14 protein-coding genes and 2 pseudogenes are annotated in these 16536 nt (G+C 52.3%); 2 read left to right on the top strand and 14 right to left on the bottom strand.

The window, feature by feature from the left end; translation table 11 throughout:
• From HMPREF1051_RS14865 to HMPREF1051_RS07625, 7 genes and pseudogenes are all read right to left on the bottom strand, one after another.
• Nucleotides 1-255: pseudogene (locus tag HMPREF1051_RS14865) on the bottom strand (hypothetical protein); the annotation flags it as partial.
• Complete coding sequence (locus tag HMPREF1051_RS15270; protein ID WP_231286231.1) at nt 224-505, bottom strand: helix-turn-helix domain-containing protein; 282 nt, start codon at nt 503-505, stop codon at nt 224-226. The pseudogene HMPREF1051_RS14865 and the gene HMPREF1051_RS15270, both read right to left, overlap by 32 nt.
• Before the next feature lie 89 nt (nt 506-594).
• Nucleotides 595-1353 carry an ABC transporter ATP-binding protein gene (locus HMPREF1051_RS07645; RefSeq protein WP_036492494.1) on the bottom strand — a complete coding sequence of 253 codons (759 nt, stop codon included), beginning with the start codon at nt 1351-1353 and terminating at the stop codon, nt 595-597.
• 71 nt (nt 1354-1424) lie between these two features.
• Nucleotides 1425-2048, bottom strand: coding sequence for an FmdE family protein (locus tag HMPREF1051_RS07640; RefSeq protein ID WP_003766681.1), 624 nt, complete (start codon nt 2046-2048; stop codon nt 1425-1427).
• Nucleotides 2049-2106: 58 nt separating this feature from the next.
• Nucleotides 2107-3972 carry an acyltransferase family protein gene (locus tag HMPREF1051_RS07635; protein ID WP_003766674.1) on the bottom strand — a complete coding sequence of 622 codons (1866 nt, stop codon included), beginning with the start codon at nt 3970-3972 and terminating at the stop codon, nt 2107-2109.
• 155 nt (nt 3973-4127) lie between these two features.
• Nucleotides 4128-5126, bottom strand: a complete 999-nt coding sequence (locus tag HMPREF1051_RS07630) for an iron chelate uptake ABC transporter family permease subunit (protein ID WP_003766688.1) — start codon at nt 5124-5126, stop codon at nt 4128-4130.
• Nucleotides 5116-6090 carry an ABC transporter permease gene (locus HMPREF1051_RS07625; RefSeq protein ID WP_003766672.1) on the bottom strand — a complete coding sequence of 325 codons (975 nt, stop codon included), beginning with the start codon at nt 6088-6090 and terminating at the stop codon, nt 5116-5118. The genes HMPREF1051_RS07630 and HMPREF1051_RS07625 overlap by 11 nt, the downstream gene beginning before the upstream one ends.
• Before the next feature lie 501 nt (nt 6091-6591).
• On the opposite strand from HMPREF1051_RS07625, the gene ppk1 reads away from it, so the two are divergent.
• Entirely contained in the window at nt 6592-8649 is a 2058-nt protein-coding gene (gene ppk1, locus HMPREF1051_RS07620; RefSeq protein ID WP_003766690.1) for a polyphosphate kinase 1, read from the top strand.
• A gap of 103 nt (nt 8650-8752) precedes the next feature.
• On the opposite strand, the gene HMPREF1051_RS07615 is transcribed toward ppk1, so the two are convergent.
• From HMPREF1051_RS07615 to HMPREF1051_RS07590, 7 genes and pseudogenes are all read right to left on the bottom strand, one after another.
• The gene (locus HMPREF1051_RS07615; protein ID WP_003766692.1) at nt 8753-9850 is read right to left on the bottom strand and encodes an NnrS family protein; all 1098 of its coding nucleotides are present in this window, start codon (nt 9848-9850) and stop codon (nt 8753-8755) included.
• Between the two features lie 294 nt (nt 9851-10144).
• Nucleotides 10145-10759, bottom strand: a complete 615-nt coding sequence (locus HMPREF1051_RS07610) for a CadD family cadmium resistance transporter (protein WP_003766668.1) — start codon at nt 10757-10759, stop codon at nt 10145-10147.
• A 311-nt stretch (nt 10760-11070) separates the two neighbouring features.
• A pseudogene (locus HMPREF1051_RS14445) lies at nt 11071-11166 on the bottom strand (ABC transporter ATP-binding protein); the annotation flags it as partial.
• Nucleotides 11167-11382: 216 nt separating this feature from the next.
• Entirely contained in the window at nt 11383-12075 is a 693-nt protein-coding gene (locus HMPREF1051_RS07605; RefSeq protein ID WP_003766655.1) for an ATP-binding cassette domain-containing protein, read from the bottom strand.
• Nucleotides 12075-12872 carry an ABC transporter permease gene (locus HMPREF1051_RS07600; RefSeq protein WP_003766678.1) on the bottom strand — a complete coding sequence of 266 codons (798 nt, stop codon included), beginning with the start codon at nt 12870-12872 and terminating at the stop codon, nt 12075-12077. The genes HMPREF1051_RS07605 and HMPREF1051_RS07600 overlap by 1 nt, the downstream gene beginning before the upstream one ends.
• 97 nt (nt 12873-12969) lie before the next feature.
• Nucleotides 12970-13773 carry a hypothetical protein gene (locus HMPREF1051_RS07595; protein WP_003766669.1) on the bottom strand — a complete coding sequence of 268 codons (804 nt, stop codon included), beginning with the start codon at nt 13771-13773 and terminating at the stop codon, nt 12970-12972.
• Between the two features lie 234 nt (nt 13774-14007).
• The gene (locus tag HMPREF1051_RS07590; RefSeq protein ID WP_036492481.1) at nt 14008-14985 is read right to left on the bottom strand and encodes an ABC transporter substrate-binding protein; all 978 of its coding nucleotides are present in this window, start codon (nt 14983-14985) and stop codon (nt 14008-14010) included.
• Between the two features lie 438 nt (nt 14986-15423).
• On the opposite strand from HMPREF1051_RS07590, the gene coaD reads away from it, so the two are divergent.
• Nucleotides 15424-15954 (top strand): pantetheine-phosphate adenylyltransferase, encoded by a 531-nt coding sequence (gene coaD, locus HMPREF1051_RS07585; protein ID WP_003758322.1) that lies wholly within the window; start codon nt 15424-15426, stop codon nt 15952-15954.
• The last annotated feature ends 582 nt before the right edge of the window (nt 15955-16536 follow it).

Here is a 16536-nt window from a genome sequence, read left to right as displayed (position 1 = left end):
GCGCCTTTGTCCGTAGCGTCCTTTATGCCGCCGGTAGGTTTCGACGAGGAGGGCTTTGTCGGCTGCGTCGGGGTCGGGTCGGTCTTGGTGGTGGTAGTAAAAGCTGCTTTTGGGCAGGTTTGCGATGTGCAGCAGGTATTTGAGCGGGTGTTGCGCCCTCAGTGTTTGGACGGTTTGGCTTTGTCCTTTTCGGTCTGTTTTTGGCTGAGGGCTTTTAACTCCTTTAAATAGGCAACCTTTGCGCGCATATAGCACAACTCTTCATAAGCTCTGCCTGCGTTTTTTCTTGGTCGGGTTTATCTGAGATGAAGGGGTTTTTGCGTGTTGGGCATGGTTTTGGATTGGGGATGTTCGAGTGCGCGATACCGCCTTCTTGATAGGCGCGTATCCATCGTCTCAGGTGGGTTCGGGAAATGCCGTAGTGGTCTGCGGTACGCTGTTGGCTGCGTATGTGCAGGTAGTGGAGTACGGCTTGGTATTTGAAGTGTAATGTATATTTGCTCATAAAAAAACTGCACCTTGTGAGTTGGAGGGGATGTCCAACTTTTGGGGTGCAGTTCAAACTTTTCAGACGACCTTTTCCATATCCACACCTCAAACGTGATGAATGACCAGCTTCTTGCCCTGATAGTCCAATACGTCCACATCCATATCAAACAAATCTTTAATATTTTCAGCAGTAAAGATGTCATTCGGCGCACCGGTCATGGCGACTTGTCCGTTTTTCATGGCGACGACGTGGTCGGCGTAGGCGGCGGCTTGGTTGATGTCGTGCAGGACGACGACGGTGGTGCGGTTGTGTTCGCGGGTCAGCCGCTGGAGCAGCTGCATGAGGGCGCGGGCGTGGTACATATCGAGGTTGTTGAGCGGTTCGTCCAAAAGGACGTAATCGGTGCTTTGGCAGAAGACCATGGCAATCATGGCGCGTTGGCGTTGTCCGCCGGAGAGTTCGGTCAGGTAGCGGTTGGCAAAGCTGTCCAGTTTAAACTCGGAAAGTGCGTTTTCGACGATAGCAAGATCTTTGGGGGTCGGCCTGCCTTGGTGGTAGGGATAACGCCCGAACATGAGCAGGTCGCGCACGGTAATGCGGCTCATGACGCTGTTTTCTTGGGTCAGGATGGAGAGCGTTTTTGCCAGCTCGGCAGTGGGCGTGGTCGAAACATCTTTGCCGGCGTAGCTGATGCTGCCCTGTTCCAGCGGGCGGAGGCGCGCCATGAAGGAGAGGAGCGTGGATTTGCCTGCGCCGTTGGGACCGATGAGCGCGGTGATGCCGCCTTCGGGGATGTCGAGGCTGACGTTGTTGAGGATGGGGTTGCCGCCGATGTGGAAGCTGACGTTGCGGATGGTAATCATGATGGGTGTGATGTGTGGATTTGTTTTCAGACGACCTCCGAACATGAGAGGTCGTCTGAAAAGGATGGGCTTCAGATTTCGCGAACGATGACGAATTGGGGATTGTCTGCCAAATCAATCAAGAAGGCTTTGACACGCGCCTGCCAGAGTTCGCCAAAGCGTTTGAGTTCTTCTGCGGTGGCGATACCGCTGACGGCTTTGGGCATGATGTCGCGCATTTCGGGGGCGAAGGGCTGCATGGCGGCGTTGAGGCTGACGGCGACGGTTTTGCCGTTGTCTTTGCGGCGCAGGGTCAGCATGCCTTCGATGTCGGCATCGAAACTCAACAGGTTGCGGCGGGCGAAGCGTCCTTGCGGGCCGACGCCGCCGAAGCCGGTTTCGGGAGCGGCGCCGGTTAAGAGTTGGACGACGGATGCGGTAACGCCGACCGTGCCTTCGTCGCGCGCGCCCTGCATGGCGGCTTCGATTCCGCCGCGCTGCGGCAGGTCGCTGCCGTAAAGTGCTTTCAGGCCTTTAAGCATCATGAGGTACGCGCCTGCAACGGTGGGGCAGGAGTGTCCGCACAGGCGGACGGCATCAGCGTAGCGATACTGCATGATGCCCTCCTCTGCCGCGCCGAGAAATTCGGCGAGCGCGTCTTGGACGGTCAGCGTCGGGGCTTGCTCGAAAAATTCGGGAAAGTGTTCTTGAGTCATACGGTATCCTTTTGCTTTAAAGAGGTCGTCTGAATCTGTTTTCAGACGACCTTTGTGCTTATTTCAACAGGGTGCGTTTATCGTTGATAAACATTTCGGCAATTTTACTTGAACCGAACGGGTTGAGGTGGTTGGTATCGAAATACACCGGCAGCCCGTCTATGAGTTTGTCCGCGGGGATGTACTGCATAAAGTCCACCCACTGCACGCCGCGGTGCTGCTTCACGATTTTTTCGACTTCGTCTTCCGACTTGGCGGAATCGCGGATTTCTGCCTTTTTATCCTCTGAAACATAATTGATGTCGATGCCGAGCTTTTGTCTCAGGTAATAACGCCGCAACGGCAGCTGCCCGTCCATGGGCGTATCGGCCAAAACGTACACTTTTTTGCCCGCCTTCACCAAATCCTCCAGCATTGTGTTGAACCGTTCCAAAAATTCCGGTTTGGCGGTATGGAGGAACCAGCGTTGCGAAATGATGATGACAGGATAGTCTTTGGTTTTTTGTTCGATAAACCTGTTGTACGGATTGCAGCGGTCGGCGCGGCGGTCGCTGTCGGGCAGGACGAATCCGAACGCGGTGGCGCAGCTGTTGGACGTGATAACGTCTGCCGACCAGCCTTCTTTTTTGCCGACGATGTCGAGGAACGGGCTCAAATGGGCGGCATGCGAATCGCCGATGACCAAAACTTCAGGTTTTTGGTTTGCCGCGCCGACGGCGCAGTCGGTTTTGGTCAGCGTGTCCGCGCAAATTTTGCTTTCATCAGCCTTGTACAAACTGCTTTCAAACGCGGCGGGTTTGGCGGTCATCAGGTAGGTTGCCGCAGGAATCAGCAGCGCGAAATAAGCCGCCATGCTCCATTTGAATTTCGCCGTCGTAAAATTCTTCGCCTTCCGCGCCGGTGTTTCCACAAAATAATAAGACAACACCGACAACAGCAGCATGATGATGACAGCCAATGCCGATGCGGCAAGCGGAAGCTGGGCGTCCATATAGATGTAGCGCATGAGCGCCAACACCACCCAGTGCCACAAATACAGCGAATACGAAATCAACCCGACAAACACCACCGGCTTGAGGCTCAACAGTTTGGACGTATTGAAACCTTCCTGCATCTGCAATGATTTGCCCGAATAAATCAAACCGCCGACCGCCAGACAGCAAAGCAGTCGTTCGATGTTTCCCGCGCCGGGCAGGACGCCGTAGGGCAACACCAGCGTGGCGGCGATGACCGCCATCATCAGCCATCCAAATAGCGGCGTACTGGCTTTGTCGTTTTGTTCGGCAGGCGGAATAAAGGAAAAAAGCGAACCGACCAACAGCTCATAAGCGCGCACATGCGGCAGGAAATACGCCTCCATGCCCAAAGTCGGCAACAGCGCGGAAAACAGGCTGATGACAATCAGCAAAAGGATAAACGTCCGCACATTGCGCCGTTTGCTGATACGGAAAAACAAAATCAGCAACGCGGGGAAAATAAAGTAAAACTGTTCTTCCAACGACAGCGACCAGATGTGCTGCAACGGCTTTTCCGTCGCATCCGCATCAAAATAGCCGCCGCGGCGGGCAAAGAACAGGTTGGCGGCAAACAGCAAGGCATAGACGGCAGATTTGACGTATTGGCGCAAATCGAAAGACAAAAAGAAAATGGCGGCAACGACCGTCGTGCAAAGCAATACACAGGCAAAGACAGGCAAGATGCGTTTGGCGCGGCGTTTGTAAAACTCGAGAAACGAAAAACTGCCGTCGCGAATCTCGCGGCTGATAATGGTCGTGATCAAATATCCCGACAACACGAAAAACATATCCACGCCCAAAAAACCACCCGGCAGCCATTGGGGATCGATATGAAATATGATGACGGATAAAACGGCCAATGCCCGTATCCCGTCCAAATCAGGACGGTATTTCAACACTTTACTCATAGCACGCACCTTGATAGTGATGCTTAATATGAGTAAGAACCCGATATTTAGTTTCATTCACGCCGTCAAATCTAAGGACGTGCAAAACGAAATATCCCGTTTGGAAGTAGTGGTTTACGCCATTCGAATTCAGGCTGGGAAAGTTTTCAGACGACCTACCGCTTGCGTTTCAGCACCAAATATAAAAACACCAGCCCGCCGGCAAATTCAACCACCACGCTCAACACCGCCTTCATGCCGAGCAGGTGTTCGAACACGGTTTGCCCGCCGACCAGCAGGATGCCGCCGACGCAAACCGTCATCGGCAGCCGCACACTATGACGCACGCTCGGGGCAAAATGGTTGGCAAGCGCGGCAGCCAGCAGACCGAAGAAGCTGACCGGCCCGACCACCGCCGTCGCCGTCGCCACGAGCGCGGCAATCCAAAGCAACAGCCACAAAGTATTGCGCGTGTAGTTTATGCCCAAATTAATCGTTTGGTCGCGTCCCAAAAGATGGACGTCCAGACGGTGCCGCTCGCGCCAAACCACCACTGCGCTCGCCAGTAGAATCAGCGCGCCCACGCCCAAAAGCTCGCTGTGGACCGTATTGAAGTTCGCAAACATATTCGCCTGCGCCGCCGTAAATTCCTCCGGATCAATCATGCGCGTCAGCAGCGAAGAGAGGCTGCGGAACAAAATCCCGAAAATCACGCCGATCAAAATCATGCGCGACAAATCGCGTCCGCCCTGCCGGATGAGCGTGTAAAACAAAAGCAGCGAGCCGCCCATCATCATCACCAGCTCAAAGCCGAACTTACCCGTCAGCGGCAGCGACGTATAGCCCACCCCGCCCAAGGCAAACAGCAAAAGCGTTTGCAAAAACACATACAGCGAATCGAAGCCCAAAATCGAAGGCGTAAGGATCGGGTTGTTCGTCAACGTTTGGAAAAGCTGGGTCGAAACCCCGACCGCATACGCCACCAGCAGCAAAGCCGCCAGCTTGGTCAGCCGCAGCTGCAACACAAAATCCCAATCGCCTTGGATGTTCAAAGTCAGGAACAAGGTGCAACAAGCGAGCAGCAAGATAAACGCCGCCCACAGTGGACGGGAAGAACCCTGCATAAACGCAACCTTGTTCGGGCGAAGCGCGCTACGCTTGTTTTCAGACGACATGGGCAGGCTTCCTCAACAAAATCCACAAAAACAACACCGTACCCAACACACCGAACACGGTTGAAACCGGAATCTCAAACGGGAACACAATCACGCGTCCCAAAATATCGCACAAAAGCACCAACGACGCGCCGAGCAAAGCCACCGCAGGCAGGCTTTGGCGCAGCTTGTCGCCCATCAGGCGGCTGATGATGTTCGGCACGACCAGCCCGATAAACGGAATATTGCCGACCGTGACCAACACCAGCGACGTAATCAGCGCGACAATCACCAAGCCGACCCACAACACCGCCGTCCGGTTCAGACCCAGATTCACGCTCACCGTCTCGCCCAAGCCCAAAATCGTCAGTTGGTCGGCAATTAAATACGCCGCCAACGCCAAGCCGCCCGTCAGCCACAGCAATTCGTAACGCCCCAACAGCACGCCCGAAAAATCGCCCTGCTGCCACACGCTCAACAACTGCATCATCTCAAACTCATACGCGATAAACGTCGTCACCGCCTCGATAACGCCGCCAAAAATAATCCCCACCAGCGGCACCATCAACTGCGCCGTCGGCGGCAAACGGCGTATCAGCATCATAAACACCAGCATGCCCGCCAACGCCGCCACGGCAGCAAATGCCATATTTACCCTTATGTCGACGTTCGAAAACATCAACCTCATCGCCAACATGCCCAACGCCGCGCTCTGACTCGCCCCCACCATAGACGGCTCGACAAAACGGTTGCGCATCAAAATCTGCATAATCATCCCCGCCACCGCCATCGACGCTCCCGCCAGCACAATCGCAAACGTGCGCGGCAGGCGGCTGACCAGCATCAATTCCGTGCTGTCAGACAATGTCCAGTGAAACACATCCGCCCAGCGGAAATTGCCGACGCCCACCGACAGGCTGACGACAAACAGCACCACCAGCACAAAGCAGTTGATTAAATTTAAAGATAAAGGTTTGACGGACATAAGGGAAAAATAATTCAGATGGAAAAACAAACGCCATAAAGACGATATAGTGGATTAACTTTAAACCGGTACGGCATTGCCTCGCCTTAGCTCAAAGAGAACGATTCTCTAAGGTGCTGAAGCACCAAGTGAATCGGTTCCGTACTATCTGTACTGTCTGCGGCTTCGTCGCCTTGTCCTGATTTAAAGTTAATCCACTACAACAAGGTCGTCTGAAAACAGACAGGGGCAGTTCGGGCAAAATTCAGACCGGCTTTCGCCCTAAAAAATCGTGCTAACGATACCATTTACTATAAAAATAAACAATATTTGCACAAATAATAACCATTCTTATACACCTCGTCTGAAAACACTTGCCCCATACAAAAACACCCCGACAGCCTTTTCAGACGACCTCCCGCCCTACCAACCGCCCGCCCATCCCGCACCACTGCCCCGCCCGTCCGAAACGCGTTATACTTCCCAATTGACTGTCCGATCCACCCGCTTCAGGAGAACACCATGCCCGAACAAAACCGCATCCTCTGCCGCGAACTGAGCCTGCTCGCTTTCAATCGCCGCGTTTTGGCGCAGGCGCAGGATGAAAACGTACCGCTTTTGGAACGTTTGCGGTTTTTGTGCATCGTCTCTTCCAACCTCGACGAATTTTTCGAGGTACGCATGGCATGGCTTAAACGTGCGCAAAAAATGAATCCGCACGAGCGTTTGGACAACGGCACCACGCCGTCCGAAACCATCGCCGCCGTCGCTGCCGAAGCACACGCGCTGATACAGGAGCAATACCGCCTGTTCAACGAAGTCTTGCAGCCCGAACTAGGCAAACAAGGCATCCATTTCTACCGCCGCCGCAACTGGACGGCAGGGCAGCAGAAATGGATCGAGCAGTATTTCGATGCCGAACTGCTGCCCATCCTTACCCCCATCGGACTCGACCCGTCGCACCCCTTCCCGCGCCCGTTGAACAAATCGCTCAACTTCGCCGTCGAGCTTGAAGGTACGGACGCGTTCGGCCGCCCCTCCGGCATGGCGATTGTGCAAGCCCCGCGCATCCTGCCGCGCGTCGTCCCCCTGCCCGCCGAATTGTGCGAAGGCGGCAGCGGCTTCGTCTTCCTTTCCTCCATCCTGCACGCCCACGTCAGCAAACTCTTCCCTGGCATGACGGTCAAAGGCTGCCACCAGTTCCGCCTCACCCGCGACAGCGACCTGACCGTCGATGAAGAAGACCTCAAAAACCTGCGTGCCGCCATTCAAAACGAATTGCACGACCGCGAATACGGCGACGGCGTGCGCCTCGAAGTCGCCGACACCTGCCCGCCCCACATCCACGACTTCCTGCTCGCCCAGTTCAAACTCACCTCCGCCGAGCTTTACCAAGTCAAAGGCCCGGTCAACCTCGTGCGCCTCAATGCCGTGCCCGATTTGGTTGACCGTCCCGACCTCAAGTTTCCCGCACGCGGGGCAGGTCGTCTGAAAGCATTGCGCAAAAACGGCTCCATTTTCAAACTGGCGAAACAGTCGCCCATCCTGCTGCACCATCCGTATCAGTCCTTCGACCCCGTCGTCCACATGATACGCGAAGCCGCCGCCGACCCCGCCGTCCTCGCCGTCAAAATGACCATCTACCGCACCGGCAGCAATTCCGAACTCGTCCGCGCCCTGATGAAAGCTGCCCTTGCCGGCAAACAAGTGACCGTCGTCGTCGAACTCATGGCACGTTTTGACGAAGCCAACAACGTCAACTGGGCGCAACAGCTTGAAAACGCAGGCGCGCACGTCGTTTACGGCGTATTCGGCTACAAAATCCACGCCAAAATGGCACTCGTCATCCGCCGCGAAAACGGCGCGCTCAAACGCTACGCCCACCTCGGCACCGGCAACTACCACCAAGGCACATCGCGCATTTACACCGACTTCGGCATCATCACCGCCGACGACCAAATCACCGCCGACGTGAACACCATCTTTATGGAAATCACAGGCTTGGGCAAACCGGGTCGTCTGAACAAGCTCTACCAAAGCCCGTTTACCCTGCACAAAATGGTCATCGACCGCATCGAGCGCGAAATCCAACACGCCAAAGCAGGCAAACCCGCCCGCATCCGCGCCAAAATGAATTCGCTGATCGAGCCGAGCGTCATCGACGCCCTCTACCGCGCCAGCAGCGCAGGCGTGCAAATCGACCTCATCGTGCGCGGCATGTGTACCCTGCGCCCCGGCGTGAAAGGCCTGTCTGAAAACATCCGCATCCGCTCCATCATCGGCAGACAGCTCGAACACTCGCGCGTGTACTGCTTCCACAACAACGGCGCGGACGACACCTTCATCTCCAGCGCCGACTGGATGGGGCGCAACTTCTTCCGCCGCATCGAAGTCGCCACCCCGATTTTCACACCCGAACTCAAAGCCCGCGTCATCCACGAAGGCATCGAAATGGCGCTGCAAGACAACACCCGCGCCTGGCTGATGCAGCCCGACGGCAGCTACATCCGCGCCCAACCCGAAAACGGCGAACCCGCATTCAGCCTGCAAGAAAGTTTGTGGGAAATGTACGGCAGATAAAGCGCGGCAATACAAAAGGTCGTCTGAAACTGGTTTTCAGACGACCTTTTGACTTAAGGCGATACAGGGCTTGCCATTGACTGACGGGATGAAACAGAAACGCTCACTCCGGATCGTCCGTAAACGCATTCGCCCGAAATATTGGTACAAACGTCAACAGATAAAGCACGAACACGGCGGCGGTCAGAATCGCGGGAACGGTGATGAAGAATATCGGGTTCACGTTCATTAAAAAGGCGCGCGAGACGGCGGCGGCGAAGAGAATGGGGACGGCGACGCGGCAGAGTTTGGGGTAGTCGAGTTTGGTAAAGCCGCTGTGCCACAGTCCGGCGGTCAGCCACACCATCATCACGCCGCCCATCATGCCGCCGAGGGTAATCAGGTGCAGGGGGGCGGAGGCGGGCATATTTTGCAGTTTCGCCGCACCTGTCCACAAATAGCCTGTGGCGGCAAAAAGCTGGAGCAGGTAATAGGTGCGGACGTAGTGTTTGCGCAGGAGTTCGTGATGGTGCAGTTCGCGCAGCTTGGCGAGCAGGATGAAGCCGACGGCGAGCGCGGTAAAACCGGCGGTTTGCGCGGGCAGCCAAAGCTCGGCGGCGGCGTGCAGCAGCAGGAAGGTGATGGCGATATTTTTATAGACGACGTTGGGGATGAATACGGGATCTTTCAGACGGCATTCTTTAAGGGATTCCGCGCCCAGAAGGACGCTGACGCGGACGGATACGAACATGACCGCCGCCATGTTCAGATGCACTTGCGCGCGCAGCAGGTTCAAGTCGCCGCTGACGGCATAGGCCGTCTGAAAAACGGTGAACGCGGCAAGCAGCATCAACAGGGCAAAGTTGTCGGTGTTGCGGTCGAGCCAAATCAGCCAAGCGCAGAAAAGCAGTAGCACCAGCCAATAAGCAGCGACGAAAAACGAAGCGGTTTGCGGCGAAAACGGCAGCAAGACGGTTGCGGCAAGCAACAGCGCCGCCAAGACGGTGGCAACGGGTTTCAGACGACCTTTATAGCCCGTCCATTCGAGCATGGCGGCAGTCAGAAAACCGCCGTATGCCGCAGGCAGCATGAGTTCCAAGAAGATTTGGCGGTGCAGGACGATGGCGGTGGGGCTGATGAAAAACACCAACGCGCCGAGTATGGCAAGCACCGCCGCGCCGACGAAAAACGGCCGCATGGGGTGGGTGAAAAATTTATTCATGGCTTGGCTTGATTTTGCATGAAGATGCTTTCGGATATGGATTTATTGGGCGGACAGGGCCGTATCTTTCGCCAAAGAGGCAAGCCCGCGGCTTGCTTTCCCTCTCCCTAGCCCTCTCCCACGGGGAGAGGGGATTAAGCTGTAGAGTCCGAACATTTTCAGGTTTTCCTACCACCTGATTCCCAATCCTACACCCTCTGATTTTAAGCAACCTGATTCCCTCTCCCGTGGGAGAGGGTTAGGGAGAGGGCAACGAACCACAAGGTTCGTCAGATACTCAAATACCCGTATCATTCATATTATTGATATTATTGTTTGAATTGTATTATTTTCAATAATAATAAATAATCCTAAACCAATATAAATAACAGCCATTATCCAACGACTAAACTTCTCTACAATTTCACCAACACCTGAAATATTAGCCAATCTTTGTGCTGTATATACTAAAACAAAAATCAATATTAAAAATACAAGAAGAGTAACTAATAAGTCGACAAGATCTAAAGTCACAAAGTAAGGAACAAAAAGTCCAATATTATCTGCACCACAACTAGCAACTGTAACCAAAGCAACAATACCGACTAATTTTGACAACCCTTTTTCATCCAATTCTTTTTTAGCTCTTTTTTCGCCCTCACAATCGTCGTAAATAGCAACTTTAATACCTAAGTAAATCGGTATTAAACCTAATAAACCCAACACCCATTTTTCCGGAACATAATTCAAAACAAAAGCTAGAAATAAACTAACTAATATTAAAATTACAGAACCTAAATATTGTCCGATATAAATATCTCGATATTCTTTTCTAGTATTTGCTCTAGCAAAAAATATTAATAGTATTACCAACAAATCTACTGCTGTAGCAATATATAAAACAGCAGCAGTAATCACAGTCGAAAACATAAAGCACCTCATAATGAATCCCCTACCCCCTTGGCACCACGGCTTTTTCAAAAACCGAATCGCGTTCGGATAACAGATTCGTATCTTTCGCTAAAGAGGCAAGCCTGCGGCTTGCTCACCCTCTCCCTAGCCCTCTCCCACGGGGAGAGGGAATCGGGCTGTCGAGCCTGAACATTTTCAGGTTTACCTGACATCTGATTCCCAATTCTACGGCTCTCTGATTTTGAGAAACCTGATCCCCTTTCCCCGTAGGAGAGGGTTAGGAAGAGGGCAACGAACCGCAAGGTTCGTCAGACACTCAAATGCCCGTATCACTCATAATAATGAATCCCCTGAAACTCCCTTGCCACCACGGCTTCTTCAAAAGCCGAATCGCGTTCGGACAACAGATTCGTACCTTTCACCGAAGAGGCAAGCCTGCGGCTTGCTTACCCTCTCCCTAGCCCTCTCCCACGGGGAGAGGGAATCGGGCTGCCAAACCCTAACATTTTCGGGTTTACCTGCCATCTGATTCCCAATCCTTCGCCCTCTGATTTTCAGCAACCTGTTTCCCTCTCCCCGTGGGAGAGGGTTAGGGAGAGGGCAACGAACCGCAAGGTTCGTCAGACACTCAGATCCCCTCATCATTCATAATAATGAATCCCCTGAAACTCCCTTGCCACCACGGCTTCTTCAAAAGCCGAATCGCGTTCGGACAGCGGCGTGGGCAGGGTAATTACGTTTTGCACGTTCATGCCCTTAATGGAAAGCAACATGATTTCATGGCTCAGGCGCGCGGCTTCGAAGCGGTCGTGCGTTACCAGCATACACGCCATGCCCTGCCGCTCGATTTTTTCCACCAACATGGCGACCAAAATATCGCGCAAATCGCGGTCCAAACCGACAAACGGCTCATCCAGCAAAGCAAGGTCACAGCCGCACAGCAGCAGGCGCAAAAACGCTACCCGTTTCGCCATGCCGCCGGACAACTCGGTCGGATATTTGTTCAAATCGCCCGCAGTCAGCCCGACTTTCGCCGCCAGCGTGATGATTTCGCCTTCATCGGGTTTATCCATAAAAATGGCGATATTCTGCATCGCAGTCAGGTTTTCAGGCAGGCGGTTTTCCTGAAACAGAAAACCCGTTTTGCGGAAAGTATTGCGTATCGTGCCCGATTTCGGCGTTTCCAAGCCCGCAATCAAGCGCAAAACCGTCGTCTTGCCGCAGCCGCTCGGCCCGAACAAAGCCTTCACTTCGCCATGTTGCAGGTTCAAACTGAAATCGCGCACGATGGGGTCGCGGAGAATTTCAAAACGCACGTTTTCAAGACAGAGCATCATCTCCTCCACGGCATAAACAAAATTTCCAAAGGCTTGGTAATCAGGTATTCAAACAGCGATACAAACACGATAACCAGCACCACATAAGCCATCACCGTCGAAGTCTCCAGCATCGCCCTCGCGTCTGCAATCCGCGCGCCCACGCCTTCGCTCGCGCCCAAGAGTTCCGCCATAATCACCACCTTCACCCCCATCGCCACCGCCACGCCGATGCTGGAAATCACATAGCCCGTCAGATGCGGGATATACAGATAACGGATTTTTTTCAGACGGCCTAATTTATAAGCGTCAAACAATTCCTCATGCTGCTTGTTCACGCTCGCCATCCCGACCGCCGCACTCGCAAACGTCAGCGGCGCAACCAACACAATGATGGTAAACAACACGCTCGGATTGCCGAAACCGAACCAAAACAACGCCATCACCACCCAAATAATCGGCGGCATCGCCAACAAAACCGTAATCACAGGCTTGAGCAACGCCATCGCCGTCTTAAAACTGCCCGCCACCAGCCCCGCCGCCAATCCCGCTACCAGCGCAACCGAAATGCCCACCACCGACCGCCACAGCGAAACCCCGATTTCATTTTCCTGAAAATGTTTCAATAAATCCAAAGACTTTTGAAACACCTCCACCGGCGCAGGCAGCATAAACTCACCGAACACAGCACTGCCCCACGCCCACAACGCCACCACCACCATCGCCACGCTCAGACCGGCAAAGCCGCTCCAAAGGTAGTCGATGATGTAAAACACCGCAGGCTGCGGTTTGCGGATTTTGTCGGTTTTAATCATGGTTTGAGTGTTGGTTGGTAGGATGGTTTAGGGACGGTAGGTCGTCTGAAAAGTAGATTGGGCATTTAGTTGGGTTATGCCTGCAGCTAACTCTAATCTACACTTGCTTACTTATTCTATAATTTAGATTTTTTGATTCACATAATCGTTTAATTTCTTGTTTAGCCTTTGGCGATGCTTTTACATTAACTCTAACTTCTGTAATGGTTTTACTCAGATCATATTTCACAACAAACCCGTTTCCTTTCTCAATTAAAAACTGCTTGCATATATCCAGGTCTGTTTTAGAAATAGCCCCACTTTTTTCTAAATACTGATTAGCCGGTTCATCTCCTATAAATACTTCAAGCTCATGCTGTCCAGTAAGCAGTTTAAAAGTAGTTAAATCGAAGATTATTCTATGCTCTTGCTCCTTTTTAAAAGCCTCTTTTTTAAAACCTGCAGGTTGATGCTGAATTTGATTTTTTTGCTTATCATCATAGGTTACATCACGAAATACAAAAGAATCCAATACGTTTAAACATCGTGGTAATTCACTAACAAGTAAATCATCCCTGCTAAATATTACAACACCATTATCATCCGAATATTGTTCCCACATTTCTTGTGATTCTTCTTGACCTATAAACCATGAGCTTATAAATGTATGATCTCTATTATTTATCATCATTCTATTTTGCCAATCATCTACTTTTATTTTTATATCCTTAAGGCTTTCTGAATCCAACTTCAATGAAGGAAATCCTGTTGCTATTTCTTTTACAAATTGCTCTGAAACCGCAGAATTGTAAATACCCTCCTCAGTATCCGATTGCACCGTAAGGGGAGCTAAAAAAAATCCTTGGTCTTCACATAAAAGTATAAATTTCTGCCAAGTTAAATATCTTTGTAATACTTTCATATTGATTCCTATATTGAATTTTATAGTTGGTAGATACTGTCATTCCCGCGAATCCAGAGGTTTGACGTCGCTATAACTTTAAAACATTCCTGCAATATCGAGGACTGGATTCCCGCCTACGCGGGAATGACGGCTCTTTGTGTACTGTTCTGACTATTATCTGACAGGTCGTCTGAAAAATGATAAATCAGGTATTCACGACCACCCTACCCTTTTCAGACGACCTCTCCCCCTTTAAGCCAAAAAGAATCCGTTATCCGGCAGCTTGCCGCCCAAAAGTTTCGGGTTGAACTGCATCAGGATTTCGTAAAACTTCAAAATCTCGTTCTTCACTTCGCTGCCTTTGGTTACTGTCAGCCGCGCGCCGTCCAAACCCATGACTAGGGCGGGTTCGGGGGCGGGAAGGTAGTTTTTGCCGATTTTCGCCGCGCTTTGACGGTTGGCCAGTATCCAGTTGAGCGAGTTTTTCAAATCCTGATGGAAGATGTCGAACTGCACCTTGTGTGCGTGGAAATATTCTTCGTTGGCGATGATGCCCGCCATCGGAATCAGCGGTTTGGTGTCAAACGCCTGCCCCCATGCCTTCACCAAATCAAAGCCGCGCACGACGTTCACGCCCATGGTTTTGCCTTTGAGTATGCTTGCGCTTGCCATCGGTTCGGGCAGGATGGCGGCGTGGTAGTCCTTGCTCAAAAACAGCCCTACTGCTTCGGGCGGCGTGGCAGTGTAAGTGATGCCGACTTTGTGCGCGTCGATTTTCAGTTTTTTCAACAAGGCTTGCAGCACGATGTCGGGCATGTCGTTTTTAAACGGCACAAGGATTTTTTTGCCAACCAAATCCTGCGGCGAGGCAATCGCGCTGCCTTTGCAGACCAACTGCGTGATGCCGTTGGTCAAAATATTGACCATGCCGACTTTCTGCCCTTGGTTGCGCAGGTTTACGCCGACATTGCTCGGACTCATCATCACTTTAAATTGCCCGCTTGCCACGCCTGCGCGCAGTTGGTCGGGCGAACGCCAAACCTTGAGCGACACGTCCGCCTGTTTCGCCAGCTTGCCTTGCAACGCCGCTACGGCAATGGTGACGCTGGGCAACGCCGGCGCGCCGTAAATGGTAAATTGCTCTTTCCCCGCCGCCAACAGCGAAGGCGAAACGCCTGCCGCAGCCAGAGCGGCGGTCATTTTTAAGAAATCACGTCTTTTCAGTTCCATTTTCCAATCTCCATATCGAATCCGTCTGAAATATGGCGGATTAACTTTAAACCAGTACGGCGTTGCCTCGCCTTGCAGTACTATCTGTACTGTCTGCAGCTTCGTCGCCTTGTTCTGATTTAAATTTAATCCACTATACAAATGCACTTTCGCCCATTTGTCTAAGACGGATAAATTTTGATAATAATTTCTATTTATTATGCTATTAAAGGATTTCGAAGTAAAGGAAGGCTATCCGGTGTCGCCGCGTTATTGCTTTAAACCGCCTGAAGCAAATCTTCATGCGCTTGATTTCATATCAATCATGTTTTAATGAATGGGTCGTCTGAAAACCCGGTTTCGCCCCAATACGGACTGATTGTGTATTTCAGACGACCTTTTTGACATTCCCGCCCCCGCCCGCTATGCTGACGGCTGCCATCACTCACTCTACTTTCCATGAAAACGATTCCCCCGCGCCGCGCTGTTTACGCAGGCAGTTTCGATCCGCCGACGCTCGGTCATCTTTGGATGATAAAAGAAGCGCAGGCGCTTTTTGACGAACTCGTCGTCGCCATCGGCATCAACCCTGAAAAACGCAACACCTACACCATAGACGAACGCCGCGCCATGCTCGAAGCGATTACGGGCGACTTTCCCAACGTCCGCATCTGCGTATTTGAAAACCGCTTCCTTGTCCGCTACGCGCGCGAAATCGGCGCGGGATTTATCGTTCGCGGCATCCGTTCTGCCGCCGACTACGAATACGAACGCTCCATGCGCTATATCAACAGCGACCTTGCGCCCGAAATTTCGACGGTCTTTCTGATGCCGCCGCGCGAAATCGCCGAAGTATCTTCCACCATGGTCAAAGGCTTGGTCGGCCCCGACGGCTGGCGCGATATGATACGCCGCTACCTGCCCGAGGCCGTGTACGACAAAATCGTGCGAGATCACGATAAAACGGCGAATGACGGCGCATCGCGATAAGGTTCGGAAAACGGGATAACCTGTTGCCCCGCCTTATCCTAATCTTATAGTGGATTAAATTTAAATCAGGACAAGGCGACGAAGCCGCAGACAGTACAGATAGTACGGAACCGATTCACTTGGTGCTTCAGCACCTTAGAGAATCGTTCTCTTTGAGCTAAGGCGAGGCAACGCCGTACTGGTTTAAAGTTAATCCACTATATCTATCCGCTACTCTGCCGCCTTGTTACGACTACCGTGTCGGTTCACGACAAGGGGTCGTCTGAAAAACAAAAGCCCTGCCAAAAGGCAGGGCTTTGTTGATGATGGGGCAAATCCGCCATCAGATTTGTTTTTTCAGAATTTTGCGCAGGGTTGCCAATTGGCGGCGGCTGACGGGAAGAGACCTTTGCAAAATTTCTTTTCCTCCAACAACCGAAACCCAAAAACAGGTTTTCGGCTGTTTTCTCCCCCAATCACTCCTAATTTTACCCAAATACCCCCTTAATCCTCCCCGGATACCTGATAATAAGGCATCCGGACCGCCTTTTAGGCGCAAACAGGCACACTTAGCCTGTTAGCTGCTTTCAACAGGTTCAAACA

Source organism: Neisseria sicca VK64, assembly GCF_000260655.1.
Lineage (GTDB): Bacteria > Pseudomonadota > Gammaproteobacteria > Burkholderiales > Neisseriaceae > Neisseria > Neisseria sicca_B.
The sequence above is the reverse complement of the archived record's forward strand: the minus strand, read 5'-3'. Positions and strand labels throughout refer to the sequence as shown.

Excerpts from the sequence above, each read along its gene's own strand:
- HMPREF1051_RS07610 (WP_003766668.1), bottom strand. The coding sequence starts at position 10,759 with ATGTTTTCGACTGTGATTACTGCTGCTGTTTTATATATTGCTACAGCA.
- HMPREF1051_RS07645 (WP_036492494.1), bottom strand. The coding sequence starts at position 1,353 with ATGATTACCATCCGCAACGTCAGCTTCCACATCGGCGGCAACCCCATC.
- HMPREF1051_RS07590 (WP_036492481.1), bottom strand. The coding sequence starts at position 14,985 with ATGGAACTGAAAAGACGTGATTTCTTAAAAATGACCGCCGCTCTGGCT.
- HMPREF1051_RS15270 (WP_231286231.1), bottom strand. The coding sequence starts at position 505 with ATGAGCAAATATACATTACACTTCAAATACCAAGCCGTACTCCACTAC.
- ppk1 (WP_003766690.1), top strand. The coding sequence starts at position 6,592 with ATGCCCGAACAAAACCGCATCCTCTGCCGCGAACTGAGCCTGCTCGCT.
- HMPREF1051_RS07615 (WP_003766692.1), bottom strand. The coding sequence starts at position 9,850 with ATGAATAAATTTTTCACCCACCCCATGCGGCCGTTTTTCGTCGGCGCG.
- HMPREF1051_RS07625 (WP_003766672.1), bottom strand. The coding sequence starts at position 6,090 with ATGTCCGTCAAACCTTTATCTTTAAATTTAATCAACTGCTTTGTGCTG.
- HMPREF1051_RS07630 (WP_003766688.1), bottom strand. The coding sequence starts at position 5,126 with ATGTCGTCTGAAAACAAGCGTAGCGCGCTTCGCCCGAACAAGGTTGCG.
- HMPREF1051_RS07640 (WP_003766681.1), bottom strand. The coding sequence starts at position 2,048 with ATGACTCAAGAACACTTTCCCGAATTTTTCGAGCAAGCCCCGACGCTG.
- HMPREF1051_RS07635 (WP_003766674.1), bottom strand. The coding sequence starts at position 3,972 with ATGAGTAAAGTGTTGAAATACCGTCCTGATTTGGACGGGATACGGGCA.
- HMPREF1051_RS07600 (WP_003766678.1), bottom strand. The coding sequence starts at position 12,872 with ATGATTAAAACCGACAAAATCCGCAAACCGCAGCCTGCGGTGTTTTAC.
- HMPREF1051_RS07605 (WP_003766655.1), bottom strand. The coding sequence starts at position 12,075 with ATGCTCTGTCTTGAAAACGTGCGTTTTGAAATTCTCCGCGACCCCATC.
- coaD (WP_003758322.1), top strand. The coding sequence starts at position 15,424 with ATGAAAACGATTCCCCCGCGCCGCGCTGTTTACGCAGGCAGTTTCGAT.
- HMPREF1051_RS07595 (WP_003766669.1), bottom strand. The coding sequence starts at position 13,773 with ATGAAAGTATTACAAAGATATTTAACTTGGCAGAAATTTATACTTTTA.